The 309-nt window shown below is 73.5% G+C and carries 1 protein-coding gene; it reads right to left on the bottom strand.

Features of this window, described 5'->3' with window-relative positions:
- Positions 1 to 309, bottom strand: a 309-nt coding sequence (locus ACLBXO_RS32000; protein ID WP_447687947.1) for an ABC transporter permease subunit, incomplete at both ends; no start/stop codon positions are given.

Genomic DNA, 309 nt, shown 5'->3' with positions numbered 1-309 from the left:
GAGAGGTGGATCGCCTGGTGCCCGCCCGCGGGGCCGCACAGGGCCCCGGAGATCACGAAGGCCGCGAGCTTCATGCGGCGCACGTCGTAGCCGCAGGCCTGCGCCCGGCCCTCGTTCTCGCGGATCGCCTCGAGGGCGGCCCCGAAGGGCGACGACAGCAGGCGCGAGAACAGCCAGACCGCGACGCCGACGACGGCCAGCGCGGCGTAGTACTTCACCACCGGGTCGAGGAGATTGAGGCAGAAGCCCGGCAGGGCGGGCGCCGGTACGTTGATGCCGCGCAGGCCGTTCTCGCCGCCGGTGAAGGCC

It is taken from the genome of Methylobacterium sp. C33D (assembly GCF_053345825.1).
The sequence above is the reverse complement of the archived record's forward strand: the minus strand, read 5'-3'. Positions and strand labels throughout refer to the sequence as shown.